Origin of the sequence: Kribbella steppae (assembly GCF_004342025.1) — a bacterium.
Taxonomy (GTDB): Bacteria; Actinomycetota; Actinomycetes; order Propionibacteriales; family Kribbellaceae; genus Kribbella; species Kribbella steppae.
In genome coordinates this window covers 164,847-190,110 of the sequence record NZ_SLWN01000016.1, presented here as the reverse complement: position 1 = coordinate 190,110, position 25,264 = coordinate 164,847, and the positions used below count along the sequence as shown (strand labels likewise).

Below are 25,264 nucleotides of genomic sequence, written 5' to 3'. Positions count from 1 at the left end.
GTGACGGCACCGCCAGTCGGTTGCGTCAGGTGCCTGGCTTCTGGAAGAGGTAGTCCTCGGCGCGCATCGAGGTGGGTGGCTTGACGTCCTCGGGCAGGAGCTCCCGCAGCGTGCGCTCGGTGAGGCTTTCCGGGTCATGGTCGGAGAGCCGGGTCGCCTGGTTGGCGATGGCCTCCTCGAGCACATTCCGGATGAACCGGCCGTTGCCGAAGTTGTGGCCACGGGGAGCAGGCGGGACGACGCTGCGGACGACGTCCAGCACGTCGTCGGTGTAGACCATGCCCTTCTGCCGGGCCTGGAGCTCGAAGATGGCGATGAGCTGGTCGGTGTCGTACTCGCTGAACGACAGCAACTTCGGGAAGCGTGACGCGAGCCCGGTGTTGGACTCCATGAACCGCTGCATCTCGCGGTGGTAGCCGGCGACGATCACGATGCAGTCGTTGCGATGGTCCTCCATCATCTTCAGGATGGTGGCGACGGCTTCGAGGCCGAAGTCGCCCGGGGTGTTCTCCGGCACCAGGGTGTAGGCCTCGTCGACGAACAGCACCCCGCCGAGCGCCTCCCGGAACTTGCCCGCGGTCATCGGCGCGGTGGTGCCGACGCTGGGACCGACCAGATCGGACCGGTCGACCTCGACCACGTGGCCCTTCTCGAGCACGCCCAACTGCTTGTAGATCCGGGCGAGCAACCGGGCGATCGTGGTCTTGGCGGTACCCGGCTTGCCGACGAACACCATGTGCCGGGCCCGCTCGTGACTCGGCAGGCCGAGCTCCTGGCGGCGCAGATTGGTCTTGATCTCGGCCACCATCCGGCGGACCGATTCCTTGACCGAGTCCAACCCGATCAGCGCGTCCAGCTCGGCGAGCGGGTCGTCGCCGTAGTCCACCGGCACCGGCACAGCCGGCTGGTCGGCCACCGGCCGGACCTCGGCGGCTGGCGCGGCGTCGGGGACGGCCTTGACCGCGGGTTCGGGGAGAACATCGGCCTCGGGGGACGCACCGGTCGGATCATCCCGGACGGCGTCCCAGGCAAGCGAAAGAGCCGGAGCGGTTGGTGCCCCGGCGCGGGCGTCGGCCGTCGGCCGGCGCTCACGGTCGAGCAGCCGGAAGAACGCGCCCAGATCCGGGACCTGCGGCTCCGGCCACGGCGCGTCCGCGAGCACGCCGGACAGGTGGACCGACACCCGGGTGGCCGCGGCGGCCCAGGACCGCGCGAGAGCCTCCTGGTCCCGGCGCGCCGCGCGGGCCAGCCACTCGGTGTTGCCGGCCCGCCAGGCGTGCGGGTCGAAGCCGTTCCTGATGTCGGCGAGGGCATTCTCGACGTCCCAGCCGACGCTACCCAGGCGCTGTGCCACGGCCGGGGGTAGGCCACCGAGCCCGGTGGCCAGGATCAGCCCGGCCAGCAGCCGCGCAAAGTCGTCGGCGTCATCCTCGGAAAGTGCCATCAACAGCTTGGCGTGCGCGTCCCGCAGTGTGTTGAGCGAGTACTGCAAGGCCGATGCGGAGCCGGCCAGCTCCGGGAGCACCGCGCGCTCGGCGTCGGTGAGCGCGGACGTCCGCCAGAACTGAGTGATCGTCTCGTAGTCGGCGGTGGCGTGCATCCGGGTCGCCTCGCGGTCCGCCAGCACCCGGTCGAACGCGGCGGTCAGGGCCCGAGCCCGGGTCGCCATCGGCGGCGCGTCGACGAACAGGCTCACCACGTCCCGGGAGAGCTGGAGCGCCTGCTTGCGGCCCTGTTCGCGGAAGCCGCGCGCGCCGGACATCGCCTGCAGCGGCCAGTCGGTGGCCGCGACCCGGATCACGTGTCCGGCGCCGCCGTACCGGACTGACGGCCGGTAGAAGTCCCGGGTCAGTTCGGCAGAGATGTCGGCGTACTCGCCGTGCAGCACCGGGATCCAGCCGGTCAGTAGTGGGGCGACCTGATGGGTGAACCAGACCGCGGCCGGCGTTCCCTTGACGAAGTCCGGGAAGGCGTCCGGCCGCAGCGGCCGCAGTGTGTTCGCGTCCTCGGCCCAAGCGCGCAACTGGCCGCGGATACCGGCCAGCCAGGCGTCCGGCACCTCCCACGGCTGGTCTGCAGCGAGAACGTCGAGAACGCGCCGTCTGCGGGTGTCGTCAGCCACATGGATCCTTTCCGCCCGTCGGGCATCGCGCTGGCTCACTTTAGTGCGTCAGCGGCCGACGGACGGACCTCCGTGCCGCCCCGGTAGGTCAGGCGGGAGCGAGGGTGAGGCTGATGCTGTTGATGCAGTAGCGGAGGTCGGTTGGGGTTCCGTAGCCCTCGCCTTCGAAGACGTGGCCCAGGTGGGAGCCGCAGTTGGCGCAGCGGACCTCGACGCGCTTCATGCCGAGGGCGGTGTCCTCGATGTACTGCACCCGGTCCTCGGCCAGTGGCGCGAAGAAGGACGGCCAGCCGCAGTGGGAGTCGAACTTCGTCTCGCTGCGGAACAGCTCCGCGTCGCAGGCCCGGCACTTGTACACGCCGACCGTCTTGGTGTCGGTGTACTCGCCGGTGAACGGCCGCTCGGTGCCAGCCTTGCGCAGTACCTGGAACTCGGCAGGGGAGAGCTGTGCCTTCCACTCCGCATCTGACTTCTGTACGGCGTACTGCTTGATGTCATCAGTCACAGGTCCAGTATCGGCGCCGGGGCAAGGAAAACCCCGCCCGTCTCGGGGCCGTAAGCGCGCCGCAACCTCAGTCGGGGGCGAACTCCTGCCGGACCGCCTCGGCGACGGCGGTGCGCGGGTGCTCGCGGCGGTCGCCGTCGATGAAGACGTCGAGCCGGTCGTCGAAGAAGGCGATCAGACCGGCGAGCTGAGTCACTCCGTCGGCCGGCTCGAGATAGGTCCAGGCCACATTGTTCTGGCCCGGAATCGAGAAGTAGGACGCATGCCCCTTGTACGCGCAGGTGGTCCGCCGATCGGTCGGCGTCAGCTCGGCCCGCACATCCTCGCGGGGCAGATAGAAGCGAATCGGCAACCCGGTCTCGAACACGAAGACCGGTCGGGAACTCTCGGCCACCACGGCCCCGTCCAGCTCGAGCCGCACGGTCCGTGAGCTCTGGCGGGCGTCCACCCGGTGGTAGGGGTCCCGTGGGTGCGACACCAGCCGCTCGTCCTCCCCGAACCACCCGTCGAACGCCCGGAAGTCCAGTACGACGTACTCCGCCAGGTCGGCGTCGTCCAGCCGGAACCCCGCACCCGCGAACCGGGTGTCGCCGGCCACCACGTCCACCACCTCGCCGTCGGCGGAGTGCGCCGCGAACGGGATCCCGGGATACAGGACCCCGTCCGGTGTAGGCATCCCCTCGCCGGTCGACGGAGCCAGGTCCGCCCGGAGATCAGCCACGGGTACGGCGTACGTGGGCACGATCCGGCGTGGTTCCCAGACCAGCATCGCCCGGATGGTGTCGGCGATCACGATGTTGCCGTGCCGGACCAGGACCCGCATCTCGCTCGGTTCGTACCGCAGCAGCCCGAACCCTTCGAACAGCAGGTCCTGCATCCGTCGGCTCATGGGATCAGCGCACCCAGGACGGGAGCGGGGTCACCCGCGCCACCTGCGGGTCGTGGTCACTGATCTGGTCCGGGAACTCGGCGTTCATGTGGACGATGTCGTACGACGAGGCCGGCTTCAGGTTCTGCGAGATCAGGATCTGGTCCAGGATCTGGCTGTTGCCCTCGAACACGTAGCTGTAGCGCTCCGGCAGCGGCAGGGTCCGGGGCAGGTCGATCAGCGCGGTCTTCCCGGAGCCGACCAGGATGTCGGTCGTCTGGGAGAAGTCGAAGTCGTTGATGTCGCCCAGCACGATGACGTTGGCGCCCTTGTCCTTGGCCAGGATCTGGTCGACGAACCCGCGCACCGACTGGGCCTGCTGGTGCCGCTTGGCCGCGGTCACCTGCACCGGCGGCTGGGTCCGGCCCCACAGCGGGTCGTCGCCGCCCTTGGAGCTGAAGTGGTTGACCACCACGAACAGGCTCTGGCCGTGCCAGGTGAACTCGCCGGCGAGCGGGACCCGGGTGGCTGCCCACGCCGGGTTGGCCGGATCGACCCGGCCGGGCGAGGAGCTCAGGTGCGGCCGGCCGAACCGGTCGGTGACGATCGTGGTCGCGACCGTCGAGCCGCCGCCGGGACGGTCGACGAACTTCACCGGCTTGTCGGTGCGGTACATGAACGCGACCCGGATGTTGCCGCCCGGCTCGCCGCCCTCGGCGTTGTTCACCGGGTCGATCTGCCGCCAGGCGTACTCCGGGCCGCCGGCCTTCACGATCGCGGCCGCGAGCATGTTCAGGGTGACGTCCGCCTGCGGGTTCCCGGAGTTCGTGGCGCCGTCGTTGTCCTGCACTTCCTCGAGACCGAGGATGTCCGGCGAGGCGAGGTTCTTCACCACTGCCTGGGCCAGCCCGTCGAACTTGGCGTCGCCGTCGGACGGGTCCAGGTTCTCCACGTTGAACGTCGCCACCGAGACCTGCAGCGGCGAGGAGCGCGTGGTCGCCTCACGCTTCACGCCACCGTCGACAACCGTCGGGGTCTGCGTCGGGAGGAACTTGAAGTTGCCGAACGCGTAGTCCAGGACACCGGTCACGACACCGGCGAGCGTGTCCCCGGTCTTCGCGTCGGGGATCGTCGCCAGCACGTCGTCGAGTAGCACCCGCTCAGGGTTGCTGTCAGCCTTCTGCAGCAGGATGCCGCCGCGGACGGTCCGGACGCTGGAGCCTGCCGGTACGACGGACAGCTCACGGAACGAGCTGGTCGGGCCGGTGACCTCGGGCTGGTTGATGCCCAGCCACATGCCTTCCAGCGACTCCCAGAAGTCGAGGCCGTCGTTGGCAGGGTCGAACGTGCTGGTCGTTTCGACATCACCGGTGGAGTCGTCGTCGATCACGGTCGACGGCGGCACCCGGCCACCCGGGCCGACGATCGTCGGAGCCGGTACGGAGGCGGTGCCGGTCACAGTGATCGTCGGGTTGGTGATCTCCGTGGTGGTCAGGTTGTCGGTGCCGCCCGAACCGCCGGGGCGGAACTCGGCGACCGTGCCCTTGACCGTCACGGCGTCACCGACGGCCACCGTCGGCGCCGAGCTGGTGAAGACGAACAGACCTTCGCTGGTCGTCGGGTCCGCATCCGGCTGCGGGTCCTGGAACCAGAAGCCGTTGGCGCCCTTCACGGTGACGACACCGGTCACGTTGGCGACCAGCTTGCCGTTGAGCGGGGACAGGTGCGCGGAGCCCTGGATGTCGTGGATCTTGGCGTCGATCGGGTCCGGGTCCGGCGGCGTCGAGGTCAGCGTCTTCGGCGACGGGTTGACCGCGGCGAACTCGGTGCTGTTGTTGTCCGCGTCCACGGTCGGGACCTTGCGGGTGGCCGAGGTGGTGTTCGACAGGCCCGGCGCCGCGGCGGTCTCGAAGTCGGTGGCTGCCCCGTATCCGACGTAGTCGACCACGGCGGCGTTGGTGGCGCAGGTCGTCCCACAGGTCAGCGCGGTCTGCTGGTTGACGAGGGCGACCTTGCCGGACGCCGAGGACATGGAGATGGTGCCGGTGGCATCTGGGGCCGGCATCGGTTGGCCGTTCCCGGCGCCTGCCGCTTCCTGGACGAGGTAGGCGGCGCCCGGAGCGAGGCTGCCGCTGAGGTTGGTGACTGCCCAGGTGCTACCGGTCGCGGACGCGTACTGGACCGACCAGCCGCTCAGGTCGACGGGCGAGCTGCTGTTGTTGGTCAGCTCGATGAAGTCGTGCGTGTACGGCGCGCCGCTGTTGCCGCCACCGCCGTACACCTCGGTGATGACCACGGTGGATGAGGCGGCGTCCGCCGGTGCGGCGACGTACGCGACCACACCGGTGAAGGCGAGACTTGAGGTGACCACGAGGGCGCCCAGGCGGCGCCGTGATCGGATCTGGGCAGACATGGCCGGATTCTCACACCCGGACTGGTCCCGGCCAAGGTCCAACACGTGAACACCAGGTACCTCCCGAAAAGGCACGGGTGATCATTCGCGAGGCAAGGAGACCAGCCGGTACACCTCGAGCGGTTCCGCCTTGCCCTTGAGCTCCAGCAGGCCCAATGACTCGGTGACGGCGTCGGGGAGAAGCGCCTTGGTGGCGGGGCCGATGGCCACGCCACCACCGGGGGCCTTGCCCTCGATCCGGGAGGCGACGTTGACTGTGTCGCCGATGACGGTGTGAGTGCGGCCGCCTTCGGTGCCGAGCAGGCTGACCGAAGCGACGCCGCTGTTGATGCCGACCCGGAATCGCGGCCATTGAGGGTGCGCCATCTGAACGGCCGTCGCCGCCTCCTGCAACGCCAGCCCGGCCGCGGCGGCCCGCGCCGCGTGGTCCGGCTGGTTGCCACGCTTGTTGAAGGTGACCATCAACGCGTCGCCGATGATCCGGTCGACGTCGCCGCCGTGACGTCGTACCACCGGCGGTACGACGACCTGGAAGTACGTGTTCAGCATCGTCGTGACCTCGGCCGAATCGTGGCGCTCGGAGAACGTGGTGAAACCTTGCAGATCGGCGAACAGCACGCTCAGGTCACGCCGCCCGGACACCGTGTCCTCGAGGTAGAGGTCAGCGAACCGCTCCTCGTACCACTGGATCCGTACGCCGACCACGACCAGGACGAAGGCGGCGAGCATCAGTACGTGCCACTCCCACCACGACAGCGCCCAGTTCCGGGCGAACACCAGCGCCACCATCGCCTCGGCCAGCAGGACGAACGCGGCGATCATCGACAACAGCATCAACGACGGGCGTTCCCACCAGGTCCGCAGATAGCGCCCGGCCGCGACGGCGTACAGCACGATGGCGGGTACGGCGAGTGCACTGAGGATGCCGTCGGCAACCTCCGGTACGGCGGTGTCGTGCAGCGGAGGTAGTCGCAGTACCGAGGCCGCCGCCCACAACGCCATCAGAACCAGCAGCCCCGCGCGCAGCCACCGTCCCCACCGGACTGCGGAGACCGCCCGCGCGCCGGACAGGTTCAGGCTCGACAAGACCGCGAACACCGAGGCCAGCGCGACGCCGACGGGCGTCGCGAGGATGAAGCCTGCATTCGGTGTGTCGAGCAGCACCTTCGGCGTAGCCAACGCGTGCAACGCGAGAAACCCGGCCGCCGACAGAAACGCCAACGACACGAACAGCACCCGCGGATCACCACGCCGCAGCGCCGCTGCACCCGTCATGTAGGCCAGTACGGCGCTCAGTAGCGCCGTCACCAGCACCAGCCAGAAGTGCGAAGGGTGGTGCTCCCAATGCACATCGAACTGCGGTTTCTGCAGCAGCAACACCAACCCCGCCAGCGGCACGAGCAGAACCAGCGCCGTCAGTCCGACCATCGCCGGCGTGTAGACGAATCGCCGTTCAGGCATCCGCGGAAGCCTTCAGATGCGTGTGGATCTGGGACACCACCACGGAACCCTCGCCGACCGCCGAGGCGACCCGCTTGACCGACCCACAGCGAACATCGCCGATGGCGAAGAGCCCAGGCACTGTCGTCTCGTAAGGCTGCGGCGGCCGCGACTCGTTCCACTGCGGATCAGCCGCGGCGTCCGAACCGCTCAGGACGAAGCCATGACCATCCCGGCCGACCTTGTCCGGCAACCAGTCGGTGCCAGGCACCGCGCCGATCATCACGAACAGCCCGTTGGACGGGAGCGACTCCTCGGCACCGGTCTGCCGGTCGCGCAACGTCACGTGCTCGAGCCGCCCGTCACCGCCGCCACCGACGACCTCGCTGTTGGCGCGCACCGTCACGTTGGCCGCGGCATCGATCGTGTCGATCAGGTACTGCGACATGCTCGCGGTCAGGTCGTTGCCCCGGATCACCAAGGTCACCTGCCGGCAGTAGCGAGCCAGATGCAGCACCGCCTGCCCGGCCGAGTTGCCACCACCGACCACGCACGCATCAAGGCCTTGCAAACCATGGGCTTCCGACACGCTCGCGCCGTAGTACACCCCGTTCCCCATCAACGGCTCCAGTGACGGGACGTCCAACCGCCGGTACGACACCCCGGTCGCCAGCACGACCGCCCGAGCCGTCACCTCGCCCACATCACCGATCACGGCACGGAAGTGGTCGTCCTGCTTCTCCAGCGAAACGATCGACCGCATCAGCACGAAGTGCGCCCCGAAGACCCACGCCTGCTGGTAGCCGCGCTGTGCCAGTTCGGAGCCCCGGATCCCACGCGAGAACCCGAGATAGTTCCGGATCAGCGAACTCGTCCCCGCCTGCCCTCCGATGGACTCCCGCTCGACCACCAGCGTCCGCAACCCCTCGGACGATGCGTACACAGCCGCGGCCAGCCCACCCGGACCGGCCCCGATCACCAGGACGTCGAAGGAGTCCTCGCCGTCGGCCAGCGTCGTCGGCACACCCCACGCTTCAGCGATCTCCGCATCGGTCGGATCATGCAGTATGGCGCCGCCGACCGCAGGCATCCACACCAGTACGCCCTCACCGGGATCCGGCTCGTCGATCCAGCGCAGTACGGCGTCCGCCAATGGCGAACCACTGACCCGGAACGCGCTCGGGATCCCGTTGCGCGCCAGCAGACTGCGGATCGCCTGACCGCGGACCGAGTGGTCGGAGGCGATCACCACCACCTCGCGCAGGTTGGCGACCTCGAACCGGGACCACTCCTGGATGAACTCCGCGACCGTCCGGTGGAACAGTTCGTCGCGCTCGATCCACGGCTTCAGCACGTAGTAGTTGATGTCGCCGACCGCCATCGCGGACAGGATCGCCGCCGCCGTCGAGCGCTTCGCCCACGAACCCCACTCGATCAGCAGCGCCCGTCGCGCATCCGGATGCAGCGTCCGCGACAGGTCGAAGATGGCGGTCCGTTCGTCGTCGGCGAGGGCGTGATCGACCAGGACGACGGCCACTCGCTGTTCCAGCTCGTGCGCGAGTTGTAGGCATTCCGTGGCGGCGGCCGCGGTCAGTTCGCCGCGGACCCGGAAATCGACTCCGAACGCGCGCTCGAGCTCTGTCTCACTGCGTTCCAGCCGCATCGGATCGGCGTCGACGACCAGCAACAGCGGCCGCGCCTCGCGCAGACTGGACCTTCCCCCGGGTTCCCCTCCCATGCTTGTGACGGTAGGTCCGCCATAACCGATGGGCAATGGACAAAACGCTTGTTCGCCGGTCCTGTCCGCCCCAGTGGGACAGGACCGGCGAAACTGTGCAATGTGCCGCGCCTCCGGCACGGCGTGTCACGAGGCCTTGGCTAAACCATCAGTTGACGCTCACCGCGGACCACGCGGCGGCAACCACGGCGCGCTCGTTGCTGCTCGCGCCGTACAGGTCGGTGGCCGCGTTCAGCGTCGCGGTCCGGGCCTGGGCGTACGTCGTACCCGTGGTCATGTAGGTGGTCAGCGCGCGGTACCAGATCTTGCCGACCTTGGCGTTGCCGATCCCGGTGATGGTCGAGCCGTTGCAGGTCGGCGAGTTGTGCTGCAGACCGCCGATCACCTTGGCGCCGCTGCCCTCGGAGGCGAGGTAGACGAAGTGGTTCGCCACACCGGAGGAGTAGTGCACGTCCAGGTTGCCGATACCGGCGGAGTAGCAGTCGGGGGAGTTGCCGTCCTTGTTCGGCTTGTCCATGTACCGCAGCGCCGGCCGGTCCTTCATGATCTCCTCGCCGATGTAGTAGTCACCCGGGTCGGAGGCCTTGTTCGAGTAGAACTCGACCATGGTGCCGAAGATGTCGCTGGTCGCCTCGTTCAGGCCGCCGGACTCACCGGAGTAGGTCAGGTTCGCGGTCGCCGAGGTGACGCCGTGGGACATCTCGTGGCCGGCCACGTCGATCGACACCAGCGGACCGGCCACCACACCGTCGCCGTCGCCGTACGTCATCTGCTTGCCGTCCCAGAACGCGTTCACGTAGTTCGTGCCGTAGTGCACCCGGCTCGGGACGCCCTTGCCGTCGTTGAAGATTCCGTTCCGGCCGTGCTGGGTCTTGTAGTAGTCCCACGTCGTCGCAGCACCGTAGTGCGCGTCGACCGCGGCGGTCTGCCGGTTGGTGGTCAGCCCGTTGCCCCAGTGGTTGTCGGCGTCGGTGAACCGGGTCGGCACCGGGCAGCCGAGGCCGAAGAGCTGGCACAGGATGGAGTCGGTCTTGTTGTTCGCGTCGGCCGTAAAGCCGTTGCCGCGGGTCGGGTCGGTCAGCGTGAACCCGCCGGTGGCCGGAGTGCTCTCGATCGGCACGGTCCCGCTGTACAGGCTCTGGCCGTCGCCGCTCGCCGTCTGGACATGCTGCTCGGAGACGAGCTTCGCCCCGGTCAGAGCGTCGATCGTGGTGGTGATGTGGCTCGGCGTACCGTCTGCCTGGGTCCCGGCGGTGGTGACCAGGTAGGCCAGCCGCGGTGCACCCTTGCGCGCCTCGATCACCAGCGACGGCTTGCCCTCGACCTTCTGACCGCGGGCCAACGCCTTCGAGGTGGCGGTGGCGACGCCGACCTTCGGGGTCCGGCTGACGTCGGCGGTGCGGCTCAGGCTGAGGCTGGCGCCCTTCCAGCTGCCGTCCTTGGCCTGGTGGACGACGACGTCGCCGCCGAGCACCTTGAGCCCGCCGATAGTCCGGTCCATCCGGACGTGGCTGCTCCCGTCGGCGTCGACGATGACATCCCGGACGACGAACGCGTCGGTCCCGGTGGCCCGCAGCGCAGCGAGGTTGTCGCTGATGGCGGCCTTGGCACGGGCTACCGCCGCGCTGGGGGTGGGGACTGGGTCGACCGTCGGCGCACCGGTGGCGGTGGTGGCGCTGGTCAGACCGAGGGCGGTTGTGGTCGCCACTGCGGTAGCAGCGGCGAACAGGGCGGATCTGTTCATCCTCGCGCTCCTTCAGAGGTGTCCCGGGGGCCTCACGCCCCAGGAACGAGGTGCAGTTACGTTACCGCTCGGTCACCTACCGTGGCCAGAGGTCGGGAAAGTTGCCTTTTCCGTCGCGCTGCCACCGGATTTGGTCGGTCCCGGGCGGTACCGTCACGCCATGGCGAAGACCACAGCGGTGATGCTCCCCGCAGGGGACCGGGAAGTCCGCGTCTCCAGCCCGGAGCGGGTCGTCTACGAAGCGACCGAGTGGGCCCCGGAGGTCACCAAGCTCCAGGTCTGTGAGTACTTCGCCGGTGTCGGTGCCGCGTTCATGCACGCGTCGGGCGACCGTCCGGTCGCGCTGGAGCGCTGGCCGGGCGGCTGGCGCGAGGGGATGACGCTGTCCGTCGACGCGACCGGTCGGCAGACCGGCGACGGCTTCTACTCGAAGCGCCTGCCGAAGGGCGCCCCGGACTGGCTCGAGACCTGCAGGGTGCTGACGCCGAACGACCGCCCGATCGATGAGCTGTGCCTGACCGAGATCGGGGCCGCGGTGTGGGCGGCCCAGATGGGCACCCTGACCTTCCACCCGTGGGCGGTGCGCAAGAGCGATCTCGACCATCCGGACGAGCTGCGGATCGACCTCGACCCGCAGCCGGGGGCGACCTTCGCCGACGCCCGGCGGGTAGCCGGCGTCGCCCGTGAGTTGCTCGAGGAGCTGGGTCTTCGCGGGTATCCGAAGACCAGCGGTAACCGGGGGATCCACATCTACGTGCGGATCCGGCCGGAGTGGTCGTTCGACGAGACCCGGCACGCGGCGATCGGCCTCGGGCGGGAGCTGGAGCGCCGCGACGACGCTGTCACCACCGCCTGGTGGAAGGAGGAGCGCGGCGATGCTGCGGTCTTCCTCGACTTCAACCAGAACCTGCGCGACCGCACGGTCGCCGGTGCGTGGTCGCTCCGGCCGCGGCCCGGTGCGCCGGTCAGTACGCCGATGACGTGGGAGCGGCTGGCCGAGGTCGACGATCCGCGGGCGTTCAACCTGCACACCGTCCCGGAGTACCTCACTGATGGTGACCCGTGGGCGGACATGGACGAGACGGCGTACTCGCTCGACCCGCTGCTGCGGCTGTGGGAGGAGCTGCCGGGCGGGGAGCTGAACTTCCCGCCGGATTACCCGAAGATGCCGGGTGAGCCGCCGCGTGTGCAGCCGAGCAAGAAGGTCGCCGATCACTGGGACGACAAAGGCAACCGGATCGCGCCATAGGGCCGACAGCCCTCGGTGGCGCTGCGCCCACTCCTCCTTGTTGCCCGGGATGCTGAGACAGGAAGTGGTGGGCTTGGACACGGTATTTCCTGTCTCAGCCCGCCGGTAGGTGTCTCAGCATCCCGTAGGCCCGGCACTGACCACCATGCGGACCGAACCGACCATCCACCAGAACACCACCCGAATCCGTCTCCGAGCCCACGCATCACCCCGGCGCACCGCATCCACGTCTGGTACCCCGGCGTGTGGGGGTTAGAAGGTGCGGAGGGCGCCGCCGTCGATGGGGAGGATGGCGCCGGTGATGTACGACGCGGCGGGGGAGAGGACGAAGGCGGCGACGCGGCCGAACTCGTCCGGAGTGCCGTAGCGGCGCAGCGGGATGGTCTTCTCGGACGCCCGACGGGAGGCCTCCGGGTCGCCGCCCTTGGCGTCGAGTTCCTTGAGCCGGTCGGTGGAGATCCGGCCGGGCATCAGGCCGTTCACCCGGGTCCCGTTCGGGCCGAGCTCGTCGGCCAGCGTCTTCGCGACCATCGCCAGGCCCGGACGCAGCCCGTTCGAGATGGCCAGGCCGGGGATCGGGGACTTCACCGACGACGACAGCACGAAGGCGATCGACGTACCGTCAGAACCGGCCCGGGCGACCGAGCGGGCGATCCGCAGGCCACCGAGGAAGACGCTGTCGAAGGCGTTCCGCCAGTCCTCCTCGGCGGTGTCCAGCGCCGTCCCGGGACGGGGGCCGCCGACGCTGATCAGGGCGCCGTGCAGCGCGCCCCACTTGGCGATCGCGGTCGCGGCCAGGCGCTCCGCGCTCTCCGGGTCCGCGTTGTCGACCGAGATACCGACCACGTTCTCGCCGAGCTCGGCCGCGGCCCGCGTGATCGACTCCTCGTTCCGGCTGGAGATGACGAGCCGGGCACCTTCCGCGGCCAGGGCTTTCGCAGTGGCGAAGCCGAGGCCGGCGCTGGCGCCGGTGACGATATAGGTGCGATCGCGCAGTCCGAGGTCCACGAGCACCATCCTGCCTCACCACACCGGATCTCGCACGCCGACGGCCAGTTGGTGGCCGACGGCAAGTTCTCTAGTACGCCGACCGGCGCAGCGGAGTCTCGGTGCTGTTCAGATGCCAGGCCGTGTTCACCAGGCCCAGGTGCGAGAACGCCTGCGGGAAATTGCCCAGCATCCGGCCGGTCATCGGGTCGTACTCCTCCGCGAGCAGTCCCACATCGTTGCGCAGGGCAACGAGTCGGTCGTACATCGCGCGGGCCTCGCCGACCCGGCCGATCAGCGCCAGCGAGTCGGCCAGCCAGAACGAGCAGATCAGGAACGCGCCCTCGTCGCCGGGCAGCCCGTCGTCGACGTGATCGGTGATGTACCGGCGGACGAACCCGTCGTACCCGAGCTCCTTATGGACCGTCTCGACGGTGCCGATCACGCGCGCGTCCTCCGGCGGCAGGAACCCGACCTGTGGGATGAGCAGCACCGACGCGTCCAGCGCCTTGCTGCCGTAGGACTGGGTGAAGGTGCCACGCTTGGTGTCGAACGCCTTCTCGCAGACCTCCCGGTGGATCTGGTCGGCGGTCGCACGCCACTGCTTGGCCGGTCCGCTCAGACCGAACCGCTCGACCGCTCGCGCAGCCCGGTCGAACGCGACCCATGCCATCACCTTCGAGTAGGTGAAGTGCTGCCGGCCGCCGCGGACCTCCCAGATTCCTTCGTCCGGCTGGTCCCAGACGTCGGTCAGATGCCGCATCAGGCCGCGCTGCATCGCCCACGCGTCCTCGCTCGGCCCAGTCTGTGTCTCCCGGGCGAGTGCGAGGACGTCCATCACCTCGCCGAACACGTCGATCTGCAGCTGTTCCGCGGCCGCGTTGCCGAGCCGCACCGGCTGCGATCCGCCGAACCCGGGCAGCCAGTCGGCCTCGAACTCGGTCAACCGCCGTTCGCCGGTGACGCCGTACATGATCTGCAGATCGGTCGGCGCGCCCGCGATAGTCCGGAGCAGCCAGTCCCGCCAGGCGTGCGCCTCCTCGGTGAACCCGGACCGCAGCATCGCGGTCAGCGTCATCGTCGCGTCCCGCAGCCAGCAGAACCGGTAGTCCCAGTTGCGCTGGCCGCCGAGCTCCTCAGGCAACGAGGTGGTCGGCGCCGCGACCAGGCCGCCGGACGGCGAATAGGTCAACGCCTTCAGCGTGAGCAGCGACCGGGTGACCTCCTCCTCGAACCCGTCCACGTCGGTGCTGCGAGCGATCCAATCGGTCCAGTACGTCGCGGTCGGCTCGAGCGCGGCGAGCGCGTCGGTCGGCTCCGGCACCGGCTCGTGCGACGGATGCCAGGTGAGGACGAACCAGGCCCGCTCACCCGCGGAGATCTCGAAATCCGCGTACGTCGCGAAGTCCCGCCCGTACTGATGGACGTCGGACCGCAACGACACCGCATCCGGACCGGCGATCGCCACGACCTGGCCGTCGACCCTGCGGACCCACGGGACCACCTGGCCGTAGTCGAACCGCAGCCGCAGCTCGGACCGCATCGCGACCCGCCCGCTGATGCCTTCCACGATGCGTACGACGTCCGGCGCCTTGTCGCGCGGTGGCATGAAGTCGATCACCCGGACCGAGCCGGTCGACGTGGACCACTCGGTCTCCAGGACGAGCGTGTCCCCGCGGTAGTGGCGGTTGCTCCGCGCGTCGGCGTCCCGCGGGCTGAGCCGCCAGTGGCCGTTGTCGTCGGTGCCGAGGAGGGCGGCGAAGCACGCCGGCGAGTCGAACCGCGGGAAGCACAGCCAGTCGATCGAGCCCTGTTTCGACACCAGGGCCGCGGTCTGGGTGTCGCCGATCAGCGCATAGTCCTCAATCCGCCGCTCCGGCAGGGACTTCGGGCCGCGCCGGGCCGGACGATTCGCCTTCGGAGGAGGAGTCACCACCGCGTACTTCCTGTCGGGAGAAATAGACCAGCCCGCCGAGGGCGAGCAGGGCGAAGAAGAACCATTGCAGCCCGTAGAAGAAGTGTGGCCCGTCGTCGATCTCCGGACCCGGGAACCCGCCGAGCGCCGGGTCGTTGGCCGGCTCCTGCTTGTCGATGGTCAGGTAGCCGTCGTACAGGGGCAGGCCGAGGGCTTTGGCGAAGTCCGGTCCGTTGATGAGTCGCGCAGTACCGTCGTCCGGCGTGCCGCCGCTCGTGTGCCCGCCGCGTTCGCTGCGCTGCAGGCGGCCGGTGATGGTCACCTCGCCGGTCGGTACGGCGGGGATGTGGCCCGGCGCGAGCTCGGCGCCCTGGCGGGCCAGGAATCCGCGGTCTACCAGCACGGCCTTGCCGTCGGGGAGCGTCAGCGGGGTGACGATCTCGAACCCGGGCCGGTCGTTCACGTTCCGGTACCGCAGCACGATCTGCTTCGAGGCGTCGTACCGGCCGGTGACGACCGCCGTACGCCAGGCGTGCTGGTCGCCGACGACTCCGTCCTGGCCGACGATCTGGTCGATCGGCGCCGGCGGAGCGGCCAGGTTGGTGCGGGTGACATCGTTGCGCGCCTTGCGCTCGTCGAGGCGGTGGAACTGCCAGCGACCGAGCTGGACGCACACTCCGGCGAGCACCAGGACCGCCAGTGCGGTGGCGATCCAGCGCACATTCATCAGACGACGCACATCTCGAACTTAAGCCATCCCCTGAAACCGTCGGTGCCCGGCACGTAGGCTGGAGCCGTGACAGCGACAGAAGAGGTGACTCAGCTGGGCCTCGCGGACCGGTTCGGCCGCGTTGCCACGGATCTGCGGGTGTCCCTGACCGACCGCTGCAACCTGCGCTGCGCCTATTGCATGCCCGAGGAGGGCCTGGACTGGCTCCCCAAGCCGGAGCTGCTCACCGACGACGAGGTGGTCCGGCTCGTCTCCGTTGCCGTCCGGCTACTCGGCGTACACGAAATCCGCTTCACCGGCGGCGAACCGCTGCTGCGCCGCGGCCTGGTTGGCATCGTCGCCCGTACGACGGAGCTGCTGCCGCGACCCCAGGTCTCGCTGACCACCAACGGCATCGGCCTGGCCCGGCAAGCCCAAGCACTCAAGGACGCCGGTCTGGACCGGGTGAATGTGAGCCTGGACACAATCCGGTCGGAGACCTTCCAGCAGCTCGCCCGGCGCGACCGGGTGAAGGACGTGCTGGCCGGCCTCGAAGCGGCCCAGGTGGCCGGGCTGACGCCGGTGAAGGTCAATGCGGTGCTGATGCGCGGTGTGAACGACCGGGAGGCGCCGGAGCTGCTCGAGTTCTGTCTTGAGCACGGGTACGAGCTGCGGTTCATCGAGCAGATGCCGCTGGACGCCCAGCACGGCTGGAACCGGGCCACCATGATCACCGCCGACGAGATCCTCGCCCAGCTGGCCGAGCCGTTCGGACTCGAGCCGACCGACGCGGCCACCCGGGGGAGTGCGCCGGCCGAATCCTTCACGGTCCACGGCGGGCCGCAGACGGTCGGCATCATCGCCTCCGTCACCCGGCCGTTCTGCGGTGACTGCGACCGGGTCCGGCTGACTGCCGACGGCCAGGTTCGCGACTGCCTCTTCGCCCGGACCGAATCAGATCTGCGCACCGCGTTGCGGGCCGGGGCCGATGACGAGGAACTGGCCGACCGATGGCGGCGGGCGATGCGGAACAAACTGCCCGGCCATGGCATCAACGACCCGAGCTTCCTGCAGCCGACCCGGCCGATGTCCGCGATCGGCGGTTGAACGCCGGACAAACCGGCCCAATCCGGAAATGTGATTTTTCGGTGTCCGGCCTTTACCCGGAGAAAGGCTCGACCTCGCGCAGGAATGACCGGCGGCCGAGGAAGTCGGACAAGCTGTCCTTGTGCTCGTCACAGGCCAGCCAGGTCTTGCGCCGGTCCGGCGTGTGGATCTTCGGGTTGTTCCACAGCAGCGCCCACTGAGCCGGCGCGCCGCATCCCCTGGCAGAGCAGACGGACGACAGGCCTTCTTCGGTCATCAGAGCCATTCCTGAGTGTGCAGGCGAATTGTTCCTGACCACTCAATAATCAAAACGGTGGGGAAAATGAAGCGACGTCGGACAGCCACGGGGGGAGCCGTCCGACGCCGCATCAAGTCCCTGAATTTCAGCCATGAACTTCAGAGCACGCGGGAGATTCTGACACGGATGGCGTCGAAGTTTCCAGTCCCGGCACAGATCACTTTTCGGTGTCGATCTTGTGGGCCGGATCGGCGTCCGGTTCGGGCCCGCTGATGATCGTCGGATGCGATCCGATCGCAGGGCGATCCGGCGCGACGAAGGGGTCGGCACTGGACACTTGTCTGCTCCGCTGCGTGTTCGCCAGTACCACCGCGATGTACGGCAGGAACACGGCCGCGACGATGAACATCCACCGCCACGGCGACGGGGTGATGACGGCGAGCACGAAGCAGACAATCCGGATCGACATCATCCACGCATAGCGGACGATCCGGCTGTCCAGATCCTCGGACCGGCCCGGCTGTGCACTCGTCACCGAAATGACGGCTTCATCGGACCGCTCACGGCGTCTCGACATCTATCCTCCTCACCAACACCAACGGTACGCCGCGTCGTACGCCCGGGCGCAGCCAGGATGGGAAGGAAAGTCAGATGACTGATCGCACCTACCGCGTCACCGAGATCGTCGGCACGTCCAAGGAGGGCGTGAAGGAGGCGATCACCAACGGCATCACCCGGGCCGGCGACACGCTGCGGCACCTCGACTGGTTCGAGGTCACCGAGATCCGCGGCCACATCGTCGACAACCAGATCGACCACTACCAGGTGGGTATGAAGGTCGGCTTCCGCCTCGAAGACTCCTGATCGCTACCACCGACACCACCCGCCATCCGGGGATCCGGGTGGCGGGCGATAGCGTTCGTCCGACTGGCGACGTGTGAGGAGGGCTTGTGAGCAGGTCTGTGTTGGTGACTGGTGGCAGCCGGGGCATCGGGCTGGCGATCGCGACCGCGTTCCGGGAGGCCGGTGACCAGGTCGCCGTCACCTACAACACCAGCCCGCCGCCGGAGGGCTTCCTCGGGGTCAAGTGCGACATCACCGACCAGGAGCAGGTCGACGCGGCGTTCGACACGATCCAGGAGGCGCACGGCCCGGTCGAGGTGCTGGTGGCGAACGCCGGCATCACCCGGGACACGCTGCTGCTGCGGATGTCCGACGACGACTGGGACGCCGTCCTCGAGACCAACCTGACCGGCTCGTTCCGGGTCGCCCGGCGGGCGGCCAAGGGCATGCTGCGGCTGCGCCGGGGGCGGATCGTCTTCATCTCCTCGGTCGTCGGCATGCTCGGCTCGCCCGGCCAGGTGAACTACGCGGCCAGCAAGTCCGGCCTGATCGGCATGTCCCGCTCGATCGCCCGCGAGCTCGGCAGCCGCGGTATCACCGCGAACGTGGTCGCGCCCGGTTTCGTCGAGACCGACATGACGGCCGTGCTGCCGGAAGAGACCCAGAAGCAGTACCTGAGCCAGATCCCGCTCGGCCGGTTCGGCCTGACCGAGGAGATCGCCAACGCGGTCCGCTGGCTCGCCTCCGACGAGGCCGGTTACATCACCGGTGCGGTGATCCCGGTCGACGGCGGTATCGGCATGGGCAACTAGAACACCCACACACACTTCTTCGCAGAAAGGGACGCCGGTGGGCATCCTCGACGGCAAGCGGATCCTGGTCGCCGGAGTCACGCTGGACTCCTCGATCGGCTTCGCCACGGCCAAGGTGGCGCAGGAACAAGGCGCCACCGTGCTGATCTCGAACTTCGGCCGCGCGCTGAGCATCACCAAACGGATCGCCAAACGCCTGCCGGTCGAGCCTCCCGTCCTGGAGCTGGACGTCACGAAACCCGACCACCTCGCGGCGCTGCCGGACGCCGTCCGCGAGCATGTCGACGGCCTGGACGGCGTCGTGCACTCGATCGCCTACGGCAACCCGGAGACGATCCTCGGCGGCAAGTTCCTGGACGGGCCGTGGGAGGACGTGTCGCAGGCCGTGCACGTCTCGGCGTACTCGCTGAAGGCGCTTGCGGTCACCTGCGCGCCGTTGATGAGCCGGGGCGGCAGCGTGGTCGGGCTGACCTTCGACGCCACCGTGGCCTGGCCCGGGTACGACTGGATGGGTGTGGCCAAGGCTGCCCTGGAGTCGACGAGCCGGTACCTGGCGCGTGACCTCGGTGCACAGGGCATCCGCTGCAACCTGGTCTCGGCCGGCCCGCTGAAGACCCTGGCTGCCAAGGCGATTCCGGGCTTCGAGAAGTTCGAGGAGCCGTGGCTGGACCGCGCCCCGCTGGGCTGGGATCCGTCCGATCTCGAGCCGACCGGCCGGACCATCGTGGCCCTGCTCAGTGACTTCTTCCCCGCGACCACCGGCGAGATCGTGCACGTCGATGGCGGCTACCACGCGATGGGAGCGTAGAGGTTGGCCACATCGCTGGTTGAGCTCCGCGTCCTGGACGGCGCCAACCTCTACTTCAGTCGTGCCGCCATCAAGCTCACGCTTGACGTGTCCGCACTCGTCGATGCTCCGGCACCCGCCGCGAAGGCGTACGGCCAGGCGATCGGTCTCGGCACCACGCGGCCCGGACGGATCGGCTCCGGCTTCCGGCAGCGGTTCGCGATCCGGGTCGCGGGTCACGTCGTACGACGGATCGCGCGCGAGGCCGGGATCGGACGGATCGGTGTCCGGGTCCGCCCGGAGTCCGACGTACGACGTCTTGTCGTGGCCTTCCCGTGGGCCCATGAGGACCGGGCCCGAGCGCTCGGTGCGGCGATCGTGGAGGTGCTGGACGCGTTTGGCGCCGACGACCTCACCGAGCTGATCGAGACCGTCGGGGACCGGGTCCGGAACGAGCCGCCGGGCAACCCGCCGCCGACCCTGCGGCCGAAGGTACCGGTGGTCGCGGTGACCGGGACGAACGGCAAGACCACCACCTCGCGGATGATCGCGCACATCGGGCGTGCGGCCGGGCTGCACGTCGGCTGGTCCAGCACCGATGGCGTGTACTTCGACGGCGAGCTGGTCAAGTACGGCGACTACTCCGGCCCGAGCGGTGCCGGTCAGGTGCTGTCCCAGCCGGGGATCCAGCTCGCGGTGACCGAGACCGCCCGCGGCGGCATCCTCCGGCGCGGCGTCGGCGTGACCTCGAACGACGTGTCAGTGGTCACCAACGTCAGCGCGGACCATCTCGGTCTGGGCGGTATCGACACCGTCGACCAACTGGCCGAGGTGAAGGCGGTGATCACGCAGATCACCCGGCCGCGGGGCTGGTGTGTGGTGAACGGCGACGACCCGCGGACGTTCGCGATGCGACTCGGCTCACCGGCCAAGTGCTGGGTGTTCTCCCGCGAAGCCGACTCGCCGTCGATCCGGACCGTGCTGGACGAGGGTGGCCGGGCGACGACCGTGTTGGACGGGTTCATCACGGTGCTCGACCAGGCCAGCGACCCGGAGCCGCTGCTGAAGGTCGTCGACGTACCGATGACGCTGTCCGGGCTGTCGCACTACAACGTGGAGAACGCGCTGGCCGCGGCGTCGGCGGCGCTCGGGCTCGGGCTGCCGCGGGCCGCGGTGATCGAGGGGCTGAGCTCGTTCGCGCCGAACGAGAACAACCCCGGCCGGATGAACATGTACTCGCTGCGCGACTTCACCGTGGTGATCGACCTCGCCCACAACGAGGCCGGTCTGGAGGCGCTACTCGAGATCATGAACGGCGTCCGGGAGCCGGACGGACGGTTGCTGCTGGCCCTCGGTTCGCCGGGGGACCGGGCCGACGACATGGTCTCCGCGCTGGGTGCGATCGGTGCCCGGGGCGCCGACCGGGTGATGATCGGCCACAAGAGCGAGTACCTGCGTGGCCGGCCGCCGTCGGAGCTCGAGGAGGTGTTCCGCGAGGGTGCCGCCTCGGTCGGCGTGGACGACGTACCGGCGTACCCGACCGAGCTGGAGGCGGCGCAGGCGCTGGTCGCCGAGGCGAAGCCCGGGGACGTGGTCGCGGTGATGTCTCTGCAGGATCGGGCGAGTCTTGACGCCTGGTTGCGGGCCGAGGGAGCTACCGTCGACACACCGGAGACCTTGAAGGCCAAGGTCGACAGAGCCCAGCACTAGCCCCTCCGCCTGCGGTTGGGGCGGGAACGGGGTGAGATGCGCTACTTGTGGACGGTGCCGTCCGCGGTTGTCGCCTGGTTCGTGGCGGGTTTCGCCGCCACGTATCTGAAGGGACTCCCGGACGGTACGACGCTGTTCGTGCCGGCGCGGCTGGACCTGCTCGTGCTGGGCGGGTTCGCCGGTGGAGTGGCGGCCGGGCTGTTCGTCGGCCGGATCCGGTTCACCCTGCCGCTCGTCCTGGTTGTTGCCACCGGCATGTGGTGGTTGACCGGGAACTCCTTCACCGACAAGGGGTTCCTGATCACGTTGCTGGTGGCAAGCGCTGTCGGCGCCCTGTTCGGAGCCCTGGGCGCCAGAAGCTCCGTGGTGGCCGCGTTCGCCGTCGCGATCCCGATCGCCTGGGTTGCACTCCGCCCGGCGAACCAACTGCAGGACTGGCGTTGGCTGTGGCAGCTGAACGGTCTGCTGGTCGCGGCCGGGCTGGCCATCCTGCTGTACGTCGCCTGCTGGCGGCGTGGCTGGAGATCGGCGTACTCCTGGTTGCCGTTGGCAGGCTTCTACCTGGCCGCGTTCGGGATCGTCGCGGCGATCCGGACCATCAGCCGGGCGCCCGCGGGGCAGTCGACCGACCTGATCGCGGATGCGGCGACGGACGCGTTCTTCCAGTCGTTCGAACCGATGTTGCGTGAGTACTGGCCCTGGCTGGTGCTGGCCGTGCTGCTCGCGATCCCGATGGTGGCGCTCAAGCTCCGCGCCCTGCCGCCACCCCCGTCGCCGCCCGACCCGTACGCCGATCGCACCAACGACGCCGTACTCTCGGACGACCTCGACTGGATCGACCACGAGGAACCGAAACGCCGCCTCCTGGCCCGCCGGGCCCCCGATTGGTCCTGAGGCGTAGCCCGGGGAGGATGTCGATCCTCCCCGGACGACCCTCGCTATTTGGCGGGTGTCGCAGCCCCGCAGTCGGCGTCCGGGTCCGTGTCGCACGGCAGACCGGTCGGGACGCCCTTGGGTGCGCCGGCGAGTTTCCCGGCCGCGTCAAGTGGGGTTACCGCGGTCACCTTGAGGTCCTTGCGCGGGATCACCAGGGCGAAGAAGCGCAGCTTGTCCGTTGCCGGCGTGCCGACCGCGTCGGCCGTGTAGGTCTTTCCGCCGGCCGTGATCACGACCTTGCGCGCGTCGGCGGAGGCGGCGCCGAACACCAGCGTCTGGTCGCTCTTCGCGGCGCCCTTCTCCTTCTGATACCCCTGAACCACGTGATGGCCGGCTCGCCGGCCGGGCTTCCATTCGTTGAAGCAGACGTACGGCCGGCCGAAGCTGGTCGCCGGGCCCTCGTCGCTGACCATGCAGCCGTACTGCGAGAAGGCGAGCATCGCCCAGCTCTCGGTCGGAATCGTCCCCTTCGCGACGTAGTAGGCCTTGGGCAGGTAAGCGTTGGCGTCCGGCATCTTGGTGAAGACCTCGGCCGACCACGGCGGCGGCATCACGGTCTTGTGATCGCCGGTGATCGAGGTGCTCGGGAGCGTCGGCATCGTCTGGGAGGTCAGCACCGTGATCGAGGGCGCGAAGCCCGCGACACCGGGTTCGTCGCTCGCCGAGCGGATCGATCCGAGCAGCGGGCCGGTGGCGAGGACGGCGGCGGTGGCGGCGGCTGTCGCCACGACGACCGCGGTCGCACGGCGGCGGCGCTGCCGGCGCTTGATGCGGAGGCGGATCGGACCAGCCGGGTCGGCCGGCTCGGGACGGCTTTCGGTCAGTACGGCGAGCTTCGCGCTCAGGTCGTCGGTCATGCGATGCCCCTCCCGGCCAGGTCGGCCAGTTCGTCGGGTGTGCTGAAGTGCTGGTCTGTGCGGAGCGCTTCCAGGCCGCGCCGGGTGTGCTGCTTCACGGCGCCGACCGAGCAGCCGAGCAGCTCTGCGACGGATCGTTCGGACAGATCCTCGGCGTACCGCAGATAGACCGCGGCGCGCTGCCGTGGACTCAGCCGCGCCATCGCGGCGCGCAGGGCGAGCCGCTCGTCCACCTGTCCGGTGGCCGGGCCGACCGCGATATCCGGTGGTGTCTCCGTCGGGCGTTCGCCGATCCAGCGGCGTCGGCGAGCGGACAGGAACGTGGTGGTGACGATCTTGCGCAGATACCCCTCGGGGTTCCCACCGCTCACCTTGCGCCAGTGGAACCAGAGCTTGGTGAACGCCTCCTGCGCGAGATCCTCCGCCTTCTGGTGGTCCAGGGTGAGCGCGTACGCAAGTCGCGCGGTCGCGGTCCAGCGAGCCCGCACGAAGGCGTCGAAATCCTCGCTGATCGGGTCTGATCTCATCGGCATCCCTTCCTCACCCCCTCGAACGCCGTCCTCAGCGTCGCAGGGTGACAAGGTCAGCCGAGAAGTTTCTGCGCCAGCCAGCCGCCGGGCTGGAAACCGGGTGGGAGGGCGAAGACGGCGGACCCGATCGTGGTGGTCCATTCGTTCAGGGCGTCGGCCGCGTCGAGGCGGGCGAGCAGGGGGAGGAACTGGCCGGCGACGTCGGCCTGGTGGCTGAGGAAGATCAGCCCGGATTCGCGATTGGGGCCGTTGTCCTGAACGTAGTTGAGGCCCTTCCGGAAGATCCGGCGGCCGTCGTTCTCCGAGTGGTGCGAGAGCCGGGCATGCGAGTTCTCGGCGATTACGAGTCGGCCGTCGGTGTCCCGGGCCTCGAGGTCCAGCTCGTCGTGCTCGGCCGTGCCGGTCAGCGGTGCACCGTTCGACAGTTTGCGGCCGACCGCACGCTCCTGCTCCGATCGCGTCAGCTTGTCCCAGGTGTCCAGGTTCATCCGGATCCGCCGTACGACGAGCGTCGTACCGCCGCGGAACCAGTCGGGGCCGTCGGACGACCACACCGTGCTGTCGAAGTCCGGCGTACCGACGGCCGGGTTGCCGGTGCCGTCGACCTGGCCGAACAGGTTCCGGCCGGTCACGGGCTGACCCTCGGAGCCGGTCCCGTTCCAGAAACCGGATTGCCGCCACAGCGGGGTGGCAGACGGCTTCGCATCAGCAACAAGCCGCCGTACGGCGTCTACGACGCTCACGGCGTCGTCCGCGCCGACCATCACCAGCAGATCCCCACCCGACCACGCCGGATCGAGCCGGTCATGTTTCATCACCGGCAGATCGTCAAGCCCGGCCGGCTTGTTCCCGGTCAGCTCGAAGACCCGCGGACCGAAGCCCACGGTCGTCGTCAGCGCGACGTTCGCCACCGCAAGCTCCGGTGCCGTGTCTCCAGGCGCCGGCCGTCCGTTGGCCAGAGCAACAATGTCGTTGCTCCACAACCGCATTAGCCGCCCGAGCGCGGCCTTGTCCGTCCCCGGCAGCAGCTTCAACCCCACCAGCTCAGCGTGTCTGGGAGACGGAGCCGCGATGCCGGGCTGGTGCTCGCCGTACGGGCTGATCAGCCGCGCCACGGCCTGTTGCTGAGGCTTGTCGTTGTCGAGGGCAACCACAGCGCCGCCGGAGACGGCCGCACCAGCGGCGGCCGCTCCGGCGTACCCGAAGAATTGTCGTCTGGTGGTCACTTCGCGCCGGGCGTCGGCGTCGGATGGTAGTGCTCTTCCTCCTCGGTGAAGGCCTTGACCGGGACGGTCAGGTCGTGGGAGGTGCCGTCGGAGAACTTGAGCGTCACCGGGACTTCGTCACCTGGCTCCAGTGGCTGCTTGAGGCCCATCAGCATGACGTGGTCGCCGCCGGGGGAAAGGTGGGTGTGGGAGGTGGCCGGGACGGTGATGCCGCCCGTCTTCTCCTGCATCACCATCTTGCCGCCCTTCATCGCCATCTCGTGCAACTGCACGATCCCTGCCACCGGAGAGGTTGCCGAGGTCAACTGGATGTCCGCGTTCCCGGGGTTGGTCAGCGACATGAACGCCGCCGTCATGCCGGTGTCCTTCGCACCGACCGTCGCCCGTACCCACGCGTCCTCGACCAGCACCGAGGGCGTGGTCGCGGCTGCTTGCGTCGCGGGCTCCGGGGAAGATCCACAGGACGACAGCAACACCGGGAGGGCGACGGCCAGCGTGGCCGTCAGCAACGTCAGCTTCACGGACAGG

At 69.0% G+C, this 25,264-nt stretch carries 23 protein-coding genes; 7 read left to right on the top strand and 16 right to left on the bottom strand.

The genetic code is table 11. From position 1 onward, the window contains the following. Window positions 1-25: 25 nt before the first annotated feature. The 7 genes from EV652_RS36685 to EV652_RS36655 all read right to left on the bottom strand — a co-directional run bounded on the left by EV652_RS36685 (window position 26) and on the right by EV652_RS36655 (window position 10,830). Window positions 26-2,122: an AAA family ATPase gene (locus EV652_RS36685; protein ID WP_132214190.1), complete on the bottom strand. Its 2,097-nt coding sequence runs from the start codon at window positions 2,120-2,122 to the stop codon at window positions 26-28. An 88-nt stretch (window positions 2,123-2,210) separates the two neighbouring features. Beyond that, a complete protein-coding gene (gene msrB / locus EV652_RS36680) occupies window positions 2,211-2,627 on the bottom strand; it encodes a peptide-methionine (R)-S-oxide reductase MsrB (RefSeq protein ID WP_132214188.1) in 417 nt (138 codons plus the stop codon). A 67-nt stretch (window positions 2,628-2,694) separates the two neighbouring features. Beyond that, entirely contained in the window at window positions 2,695-3,516 is an 822-nt protein-coding gene (locus tag EV652_RS36675) for a DUF427 domain-containing protein (RefSeq protein WP_132214186.1), read from the bottom strand. 4 nt (window positions 3,517-3,520) lie between these two features. Continuing rightward, window positions 3,521-5,908: a DUF8508 domain-containing protein gene (locus EV652_RS36670; RefSeq protein ID WP_132214184.1), complete on the bottom strand. Its 2,388-nt coding sequence runs from the start codon at window positions 5,906-5,908 to the stop codon at window positions 3,521-3,523. 81 nt (window positions 5,909-5,989) lie between these two features. Continuing rightward, a complete protein-coding gene (locus EV652_RS36665; RefSeq protein WP_132214182.1) occupies window positions 5,990-7,369 on the bottom strand; it encodes an adenylate/guanylate cyclase domain-containing protein in 1,380 nt (459 codons plus the stop codon). After that, window positions 7,362-9,086 (bottom strand): NAD(P)/FAD-dependent oxidoreductase, encoded by a 1,725-nt coding sequence (locus tag EV652_RS36660; RefSeq protein ID WP_132214180.1) that lies wholly within the window; start codon window positions 9,084-9,086, stop codon window positions 7,362-7,364. Before EV652_RS36660 ends, EV652_RS36665 begins: the two co-directional genes overlap by 8 nt. Before the next feature lie 148 nt (window positions 9,087-9,234). Further along, complete coding sequence (locus EV652_RS36655) at window positions 9,235-10,830, bottom strand: M4 family metallopeptidase (protein WP_132214178.1); 1,596 nt, start codon at window positions 10,828-10,830, stop codon at window positions 9,235-9,237. Window positions 10,831-10,990: 160 nt separating this feature from the next. Here EV652_RS36655 and EV652_RS36650 point away from each other — a divergent pair, with 160 nt between their 5' ends. Next, window positions 10,991-12,079, top strand: coding sequence for a DNA polymerase domain-containing protein (locus tag EV652_RS36650; protein ID WP_132214176.1), 1,089 nt, complete (start codon window positions 10,991-10,993; stop codon window positions 12,077-12,079). Between the two features lie 252 nt (window positions 12,080-12,331). On the opposite strand, the gene EV652_RS36645 is transcribed toward EV652_RS36650, so the two are convergent. From EV652_RS36645 to EV652_RS36635, 3 genes are all read right to left on the bottom strand, one after another. Continuing rightward, window positions 12,332-13,096, bottom strand: a complete 765-nt coding sequence (locus EV652_RS36645; RefSeq protein WP_242002215.1) for an SDR family oxidoreductase — start codon at window positions 13,094-13,096, stop codon at window positions 12,332-12,334. Window positions 13,097-13,157: 61 nt separating this feature from the next. After that, window positions 13,158-15,002 (bottom strand): glycoside hydrolase family 15 protein, encoded by a 1,845-nt coding sequence (locus tag EV652_RS36640; RefSeq protein ID WP_242002214.1) that lies wholly within the window; start codon window positions 15,000-15,002, stop codon window positions 13,158-13,160. Continuing rightward, the gene (locus EV652_RS36635; protein ID WP_242002213.1) at window positions 14,929-15,720 is read right to left on the bottom strand and encodes an SURF1 family cytochrome oxidase biogenesis protein; all 792 of its coding nucleotides are present in this window, start codon (window positions 15,718-15,720) and stop codon (window positions 14,929-14,931) included. The genes EV652_RS36640 and EV652_RS36635 overlap by 74 nt, the downstream gene beginning before the upstream one ends. 57 nt (window positions 15,721-15,777) lie before the next feature. On the opposite strand from EV652_RS36635, the gene moaA reads away from it, so the two are divergent. After that, on the top strand, window positions 15,778-16,797 hold the full coding sequence (moaA, locus tag EV652_RS36630) for a GTP 3',8-cyclase MoaA (protein WP_242002212.1): 1,020 nt from the start codon (window positions 15,778-15,780) through the stop codon (window positions 16,795-16,797). Between the two features lie 52 nt (window positions 16,798-16,849). Here the strand turns inward: moaA and EV652_RS36625 are convergent, their stop codons facing one another. After that, a complete protein-coding gene (locus EV652_RS36625) occupies window positions 16,850-17,053 on the bottom strand; it encodes a hypothetical protein (protein WP_132214174.1) in 204 nt (67 codons plus the stop codon). 199 nt (window positions 17,054-17,252) lie between these two features. Further along, on the bottom strand, window positions 17,253-17,612 hold the full coding sequence (locus EV652_RS36620) for a DUF3099 domain-containing protein (protein WP_132214172.1): 360 nt from the start codon (window positions 17,610-17,612) through the stop codon (window positions 17,253-17,255). Between the two features lie 74 nt (window positions 17,613-17,686). Here EV652_RS36620 and EV652_RS36615 point away from each other — a divergent pair, with 74 nt between their 5' ends. From EV652_RS36615 to EV652_RS36595, 5 genes are all read left to right on the top strand, one after another. After that, window positions 17,687-17,899 carry a dodecin gene (locus EV652_RS36615; RefSeq protein ID WP_132214170.1) on the top strand — a complete coding sequence of 71 codons (213 nt, stop codon included), beginning with the start codon at window positions 17,687-17,689 and terminating at the stop codon, window positions 17,897-17,899. An 86-nt stretch (window positions 17,900-17,985) separates the two neighbouring features. Beyond that, window positions 17,986-18,690, top strand: coding sequence for a 3-oxoacyl-[acyl-carrier-protein] reductase (fabG, locus tag EV652_RS36610; protein ID WP_132214168.1), 705 nt, complete (start codon window positions 17,986-17,988; stop codon window positions 18,688-18,690). 37 nt (window positions 18,691-18,727) lie between these two features. Next, window positions 18,728-19,498, top strand: coding sequence for an enoyl-ACP reductase FabI (gene fabI, locus EV652_RS36605; RefSeq protein WP_132214166.1), 771 nt, complete (start codon window positions 18,728-18,730; stop codon window positions 19,496-19,498). Between the two features lie 3 nt (window positions 19,499-19,501). Beyond that, on the top strand, window positions 19,502-21,187 hold the full coding sequence (locus EV652_RS36600) for a Mur ligase family protein (RefSeq protein ID WP_132214164.1): 1,686 nt from the start codon (window positions 19,502-19,504) through the stop codon (window positions 21,185-21,187). 36 nt (window positions 21,188-21,223) lie between these two features. Further along, window positions 21,224-22,081: a hypothetical protein gene (locus tag EV652_RS36595; protein WP_132214162.1), complete on the top strand. Its 858-nt coding sequence runs from the start codon at window positions 21,224-21,226 to the stop codon at window positions 22,079-22,081. Between the two features lie 44 nt (window positions 22,082-22,125). Here EV652_RS36595 and EV652_RS36590 read toward each other — a convergent pair whose 3' ends face one another. From EV652_RS36590 to EV652_RS36575, 4 genes are read right to left on the bottom strand one after another with little or no spacing between them, the layout of a single operon-like run. Then, window positions 22,126-22,980, bottom strand: coding sequence for a hypothetical protein (locus EV652_RS36590; protein WP_132214160.1), 855 nt, complete (start codon window positions 22,978-22,980; stop codon window positions 22,126-22,128). Further along, complete coding sequence (locus EV652_RS36585) at window positions 22,977-23,507, bottom strand: SigE family RNA polymerase sigma factor (protein WP_132214158.1); 531 nt, start codon at window positions 23,505-23,507, stop codon at window positions 22,977-22,979. The genes EV652_RS36590 and EV652_RS36585 overlap by 4 nt, the downstream gene beginning before the upstream one ends. 56 nt (window positions 23,508-23,563) lie before the next feature. Then, window positions 23,564-24,736 (bottom strand): Dyp-type peroxidase, encoded by a 1,173-nt coding sequence (locus EV652_RS36580; RefSeq protein WP_132214156.1) that lies wholly within the window; start codon window positions 24,734-24,736, stop codon window positions 23,564-23,566. Continuing rightward, window positions 24,733-25,257 (bottom strand): copper chaperone PCu(A)C, encoded by a 525-nt coding sequence (locus EV652_RS36575; protein ID WP_132214154.1) that lies wholly within the window; start codon window positions 25,255-25,257, stop codon window positions 24,733-24,735. Before EV652_RS36575 ends, EV652_RS36580 begins: the two co-directional genes overlap by 4 nt. Between the last annotated feature and the right edge of the window lie 7 nt (window positions 25,258-25,264).